This window comes from Brevibacterium picturae, from assembly GCF_030453725.1.
Lineage (GTDB): Bacteria > Actinomycetota > Actinomycetes > Actinomycetales > Brevibacteriaceae > Brevibacterium > Brevibacterium sandarakinum_A.
This window is the reverse complement of the sequence record NZ_JAKDJU010000180.1, coordinates 1-5,738: the sequence shown is the minus strand read 5'-3', so window position 1 is coordinate 5,738 and position 5,738 is coordinate 1. Positions and strand designations below refer to the sequence as shown.

Genomic DNA, 5,738 nt, shown 5'->3' with positions numbered 1-5,738 from the left:
CATCTGCACTGTGAACCGACGTCGGTGATGGAGGCTCTCGCCGCCGGCGTCGATGTCACGCTCGGCATGCTTCTGTGGCTGCTGGCCGCGGGCGTGCTGGCCGGGTGGATCGATGCCGTCGTCGGAGGCGGGGGTCTGATCCAGCTTCCGGCACTGCTCCTGGTCCCGGGCATGACTCCGGTCCAAGCGGTTGCCACGAACAAAGTGGGATCGATCGCGGGCACGACCGCCTCGGCGGTGACCTATCTGCGTAAGATCACGCCAGATCGGTCGGCGACGATCCCTGCCGCGGCCACGGCCTTCCTCGGAGCGGTCCTCGGCGCCAAACTCGCAACACTGGTCCCCGGCGAACTCTTCACTCCGCTCATCCTGGCCGCCCTCATCGGGGTCGGACTCTTCACGGTCATCAACCCCAGCCTCGGCGCCGATGCGACCCTCCGGTTCGGAGAGTCTTCGAAACGACACCACGGGCTGTCTTGGCTGATCGGCTTGGTCATCGGCACCTACGACGGTGTGCTCGGCCCAGGCACCGGTTCCTTCCTCGTCATCGCATTCGTCACGGTCATCGGATTCTCGTTCCTCCAGGCCTCGGCCACGGCGAAGGTCATCAACTGGGCGACGAACTTCGGAGCCCTCGTGTATTTCATCCCCGACGGCCAGGTCGTATGGGCGCTCGGCCTCGTCGTGGCTGTGGGCAACGTCCTCGGCGGGATCGTCGGGGCCCGCACGGCGCTGAAGCAGGGGTCGGGGTTCGTTCGAGTCGTCTTCGTCGTCGTGGTCTCTGCGATGATCCTCAAACTCGGCTACGACGTGATCTCCGGCCTCATCCACTGACGACCGCCTGATCTCGACTCAGCAACCGTTCGGTCGCTCAGCAACGTTTCTACGGGTTGCCGAGCGACCGGACGGTTGCTGACCAGAGAGCGGTCGAGAGCGTGAGCGCACTGGGCCGCCGACAGGCAGTCCGGCGGTGCTCAGCCGATCGGCTTGAGGGCGTGGGCATTGACGCCGGCGACGTCGGCACCCGACAGGGCGCGTGCCACCCACAGGGAACGTGCCGCATCGGCCAAGGCCTCGGTCGCCCCGCTGCGGGCCGACCTCAGGTACCAGAACATGTTGGAGATTTCCCGGGCGACGGCCGCACCCATCCCGTATTGCGGGTCCATACCTGCGCACAGAGCGAGGTCGGAGGCGAAGCCGCGCAGCCACGCCGCCTGGGCCTGCGGATGCTGAGACGGGATCTCCACGAGACGATTCCACAGCACCGGCGCCAAAGTGTAGGCGGTCGGCCCCGACAGGGGCTGCGGGTCGATGGCCTTCCACGTCGAGATGCCGACGGAATCGGGGTTGCCGGCGAGGATGTTGTAGTAGTGCAGATCGGCGTGGATGAGCCAATTCTCCTCAGACGCAGCCAGCGTGTGCATCCAATTGCGCGCGAACGAGAGCAGGAGCGAGTCACCCCGGACGGCCTCGGACCAGCCGCTGAGCAGACCGGCATCGGCGTCGAAGGTGTTCAACCATCCGGCGGCCACATCCTGGACCCGCAGGAACTCCGTCTCCGCCGGAACCTCCAGAGAGCGCTGCAGGGCTCCCCACACCGGCGGCACATCGGCCAAAGGCAGGACGGAGAGATTGTCGTTCGTCCGCAGTCGTTCCTGCAGCGTCACGCGGAAGCTGTGATCGTCCCTGATCACCCGGACGGCGCCGTGCCCGTTCCACATCTTCAGCGCCCGCAGCGCCTGCGCATGCGCGGCTGTATGCGCCGAGGTGGGGGCCGCAAAGCGCAGAACACCCTGATAGTTCTCCTGGGTCAGGACCGGAATGACGAGGCTCTCGCACCCGGCCCACGGCGCGCCGGGGGCCTCGTCGAAGTTCAGCTGCCACCGCTCGGCGAGCTCACTGGCCATGAAATCCAAGGCCGCGACCCAGGAAGTGGTGCGGAACTCGCCGATGATGTCGCGAGTGGCGTTGTACAGGACAGGTGGGACCTTCACTCCTTCGCCTCCGCCTCTCCGGAGTCCCCGGAATAGGTATAGCGAAGCACCTGTGGGCTGGCGAAGACCGCGCGCGCCTGGGCCGATTCCCACAGCCGCAGAGCCGCTCGCGCATCGGTCTGCAGCCATGGCAGCAGAGCCGCGGCGATTCCGTCTTCAAGCGACAGAGCCAGCTCCTCGGCGGTCTCCGGGTCGGTGGGGCTGGGGTCGAGCTTCCACGAAGGAGCAGCCGGGTCGGCGTTCTTCTCGCCGAGCATTTCGAGCATCTCCCCGGCCAGTGCCCCCAGGGATTCCAGGCGTGCCACAGCGCGTGTGCGCTCGCGCGACTTCGCATCGAAGTTCACGGCGAGACGCTCGTACCCGTACGAGGCGGCCCTGGCCTGGTTGAGGATCGCATTCCACATCGGGGGTGCGGTGGAATCGTCAGCAGCCGGCACCTGCTCGTCAACGGAGCCCGTGGCCTTCGCAGTTCCAGTCTTCTCCGAGGAGTCGATGAGGCTGGTCTTGCGTGACTTCCGGATCAGGGCATCTGAGCTGCGGATGATTTCGGCGTCCTTCGTCCCGGCGGTCAGGGCAAGGCCGGTCGCCACGTCGACCAGGACGGGATTGAGGCCTGAGCCCAAGGAAGGCAGGTCGGTGAATACGGCAGTCGAGACCACCTCGGCGGCGGCGATATAGGTGCGCGGTCCCTCAGACGGTGGGGGTTCGGTGGCCATCTCAGTCGGAGGGGACCAGACGGGGCCGATGGCATCCCGGAATTTCTGCAGGGCCTCACCTGCAGTCTCCGGATCGTTGTTCCCCGCAGCGGTGGCAGCGAGGATCCGGGCAATCCGATTGCGCAGCCGGTTCGTCTCATCGAGGGTCGGAACGTCAGGGGGAGTGTCGAGCCTCACACCGCAGCCCGACAGCAGACCCAGGCTCGCCCCGCTCGCACCGAAGAGGAGAAGTGCGCGGCGGCTGACGGGAAAACGCATAGGCCAATCCTAGCGGATGCTTAACCTCAGCCAGGGAGTCGCTTAGGGTGGGGCTAAGTCAAGCAGCAGGGCAGAAACGACGTTTCCGCGCGGGGTGCACCTCGTCGGGACGAGGACTGGAGGACACATGGATGAGGACGTGGCGCGGATCGAGGAGATTCTGCGGGAGCCGCTGAAGACCTCTGGGTTCTACCTGGAATCGGTGAAGGCCGTCGCCGCCGGCCAGCGGCGGGCGCTCACGGTCGTCGTCGACCTCGATGAGTCCAGCACGGAACCGATGTCGATGGACAAGATCGCCGAATCCAGCCGACTCGTCGGTGACACCCTCGACGACGTCGAGATCTTCCGCGATAAGCCGTATCAGCTCGAGGTCACCAGCCCGGGAGCGACGAGGAAGCTCGAGTGCCCTCGACACTTCAAGCGTGTGCTCGGCCGCCGGCTCGAAATCAGCACGAAGAAGCACTCCTTCAAGCTCGATCTCGACGATGTGGGCGAGAACTCAATTTCGGGCACCGATCCCGCCAGTCGTGAGAAGCGCACGGTCTCGCTCAGCGACATCGTCAAGGCGCAGGTCGAACTCAAATTTCGGTGAGCGTAATCTGAGATAGAATGTCACGCCTGCATAAATGAAGACAGACAATTCAATGCTCGAGGGAGCCGGAGAGGATATAGGCCATGGATATCGACCTCAGTGTTCTGCGCATTATCGAGCGAGAGCGGGAGATTCCGCTCGACACTCTGATCGAACTCATCGAACAAGCGCTGTTCCTTGCCTATCAGAAGACCGAGGGTGCGTGGCCAGATGCCCGTGCTGAACTGGACAAGGGCTCGGGCGAAGTTCGCATCCTCGCCGTCGAGTTCGACAACGATGACAATCCGATCGGCGAGTTCGATGACACTCCCACCGGCTTCGGACGCATCGCCGCGCAGACGGCTCGACAGGTCATCCACCAACGGCTTCGCGATGTCGAGGACGAATCGGTGCTCGGCAGCTTCAAGGGCCGCGAAGGTGAGATCGTCTCCGGCACCATCCAGCAGGGCAGGGATCCGCAGATGGTGCAGGTCGACCTCGGCGATGTCGAGGCAGTGCTGCCTCCCCACGAACAGGTTCCGGGTGAGACCTACCGGCACGGAACACGCATTCGCGTGTACATCGCCGACGTCCACAAGGGGCCGAAAGGCACATCCGTCACCGTTTCGCGCACACACCCGAACCTCGTGCGCAAGCTGTTCGCGCACGAAGCACCGGAGATCGCAGACGGCACCGTCGAGATCGTCTCCCTGGCACGTGAAGCCGGTCACCGGACCAAACTCGCTGTGCGGGCCACGAAACCCGGTGTGAATGCGAAGGGCTCATGCATCGGCGAGCTCGGTTCCCGTGTTCGCGCCGTGATGAATGAGCTGGGCCAGGAGAAGATCGACATCGTCGACTACAGCGACGACCCGGCCAAATTCATCTCTCACGCACTCTCACCTGCCAAAGCGAGGCAGGTGGACATCCTCGATCCCGATATGCAGGAATCACGCGCCATCGTGCCTCGAGACCAGCTCTCCCTGGCCATCGGCAAGGAAGGGCAGAATGCGCGCCTGGCAGCCAAGCTCACCGGCTGGAAGATCGACATCATCGATGTTGAGTAGGCGGCGAGCGTGACCTGAACCACTGCGGGTGTGGCACGGGTGGGGATTGAAGTGCTGTAGAATTGTGTACTGTGATTGTTGGCGATGCACCCCGAAGGACGTGCATCGGCTGCAGGCAAAAGGCCGACCGGGACGAACTCACGCGATTCGTGATTCGACCCGATCAGCATCCGGCCATCGTCCATGACGCGTCAGCGACACTGTCGGGACGAGGAGCCTGGGTGCACCCGGACGCCGCATGCCTGAAGAAGGCGTTGACGTCCGCATCCTTCGCTCGAGCCTTTCGAACGAAGGTCACCGCCTCGGACCTGCCGAGGATGGATACCGAACCCAAGAAGAGCGGGTAGCCCGAATGGATGACAAGTTGTGAGTGTCGTGCGATGACACCGCTATCGGAATTCGAGAGAGCAGTGAAATGAGAACTGCTCTTCATTGATGAGGTTCTTTCCTGACCGGGAAAGAACCCGGACAGGAGAACTGTGGCAAAGCCCCGTGTCCATGAGCTCGCGAAAGAGCTCGGCACTACAAGCAAGAACGTCCTCGAAAAACTCCAGGACCTGGGCGAATTCGTTCGCTCCGCTTCCTCGACCCTCGAGGCACCAGTCGTGCGGAAGGTGAAGGAAGCCTTCGCCGATTCCGCTCCGGCCGCGTCCGGCGGAGACGCCAAGTCCGGTGGAGACAAGGCCTCCGGCGCATCAGCCGATTCGAAGTCGGCAGCCAAACCGGGCGCAAAGCCTGCGGCCAAGCCGGGCGCACCCAAGCCGGGTGCGAAGACTCCGGCCAAGCCGGGAGCTCCCAAGCCCGGGGCCAAGGCAGCATCGGCGCCGACCGAAGCAGCCGAACCCACCCCTGCAGAAGCGAAGCCCGCGGACAAGTCGACCGGTGCGAAGCCGGGCGCGACGCCTGCCCCCGCACCTGCTGCAGAGACTGAGCCCGCTGCGGACGCCAAGTCTGCAGATGCCAAGTCTGCTGGCACCGAGCCTGCTGACGCCGACGCATCTGCCGCAGCCGACTCCACGACTGAGCAGGCCAAGCCGGCGGCGCGGTCGCACGCGCCGGAACCAGGTGCCGCGCCCAAGCCGGGTGCCGCGCCGAAGCCCGGGGCCGCCCCGAAGCCAGGGGCTGGTCCGAA

At 64.7% G+C, this 5,738-nt stretch carries 7 protein-coding genes; 5 read left to right on the top strand and 2 right to left on the bottom strand.

Features of this window, described 5'->3' with window-relative positions:
• Window positions 1-27 precede the first annotated feature (27 nt).
• Complete coding sequence (locus L0G76_RS13530; protein WP_304357697.1) at window positions 28-834, top strand: TSUP family transporter; 807 nt, start codon at window positions 28-30, stop codon at window positions 832-834.
• Window positions 835-974: 140 nt separating this feature from the next.
• Here L0G76_RS13530 and L0G76_RS13525 read toward each other — a convergent pair whose 3' ends face one another.
• Together L0G76_RS13525 and L0G76_RS13520 are read right to left on the bottom strand one after the other, a co-directional pair.
• A complete protein-coding gene (locus L0G76_RS13525) occupies window positions 975-1,994 on the bottom strand; it encodes an aminoglycoside phosphotransferase family protein (protein ID WP_304357696.1) in 1,020 nt (339 codons plus the stop codon).
• Complete coding sequence (locus tag L0G76_RS13520; protein ID WP_304357695.1) at window positions 1,991-2,968, bottom strand: hypothetical protein; 978 nt, start codon at window positions 2,966-2,968, stop codon at window positions 1,991-1,993. Before L0G76_RS13520 ends, L0G76_RS13525 begins: the two co-directional genes overlap by 4 nt.
• Window positions 2,969-3,095: 127 nt before the next feature.
• Here L0G76_RS13520 and L0G76_RS13515 point away from each other — a divergent pair, with 127 nt between their 5' ends.
• The 4 genes from L0G76_RS13515 to L0G76_RS13500 all read left to right on the top strand — a co-directional run.
• Entirely contained in the window at window positions 3,096-3,560 is a 465-nt protein-coding gene (locus tag L0G76_RS13515) for a ribosome maturation factor RimP (protein WP_092107316.1), read from the top strand.
• Window positions 3,561-3,643: 83 nt separating this feature from the next.
• Window positions 3,644-4,606: a transcription termination factor NusA gene (nusA, locus tag L0G76_RS13510; protein WP_304357694.1), complete on the top strand. Its 963-nt coding sequence runs from the start codon at window positions 3,644-3,646 to the stop codon at window positions 4,604-4,606.
• 71 nt (window positions 4,607-4,677) lie between these two features.
• Entirely contained in the window at window positions 4,678-4,953 is a 276-nt protein-coding gene (locus L0G76_RS13505) for a YlxR family protein (RefSeq protein WP_304357693.1), read from the top strand.
• Between the two features lie 132 nt (window positions 4,954-5,085).
• Window positions 5,086-5,738: translation initiation factor IF-2 N-terminal domain-containing protein (locus tag L0G76_RS13500; RefSeq protein ID WP_304357692.1), on the top strand; the 653-nt coding region annotated here is incomplete at its 3' end.

Excerpts from the sequence above, each read along its gene's own strand:
- L0G76_RS13530 (WP_304357697.1), top strand. The coding sequence starts at position 28 with ATGGAGGCTCTCGCCGCCGGCGTCGATGTCACGCTCGGCATGCTTCTG.
- L0G76_RS13520 (WP_304357695.1), bottom strand. The coding sequence starts at position 2,968 with ATGCGTTTTCCCGTCAGCCGCCGCGCACTTCTCCTCTTCGGTGCGAGC.
- L0G76_RS13515 (WP_092107316.1), top strand. The coding sequence starts at position 3,096 with ATGGATGAGGACGTGGCGCGGATCGAGGAGATTCTGCGGGAGCCGCTG.
- nusA (WP_304357694.1), top strand. The coding sequence starts at position 3,644 with ATGGATATCGACCTCAGTGTTCTGCGCATTATCGAGCGAGAGCGGGAG.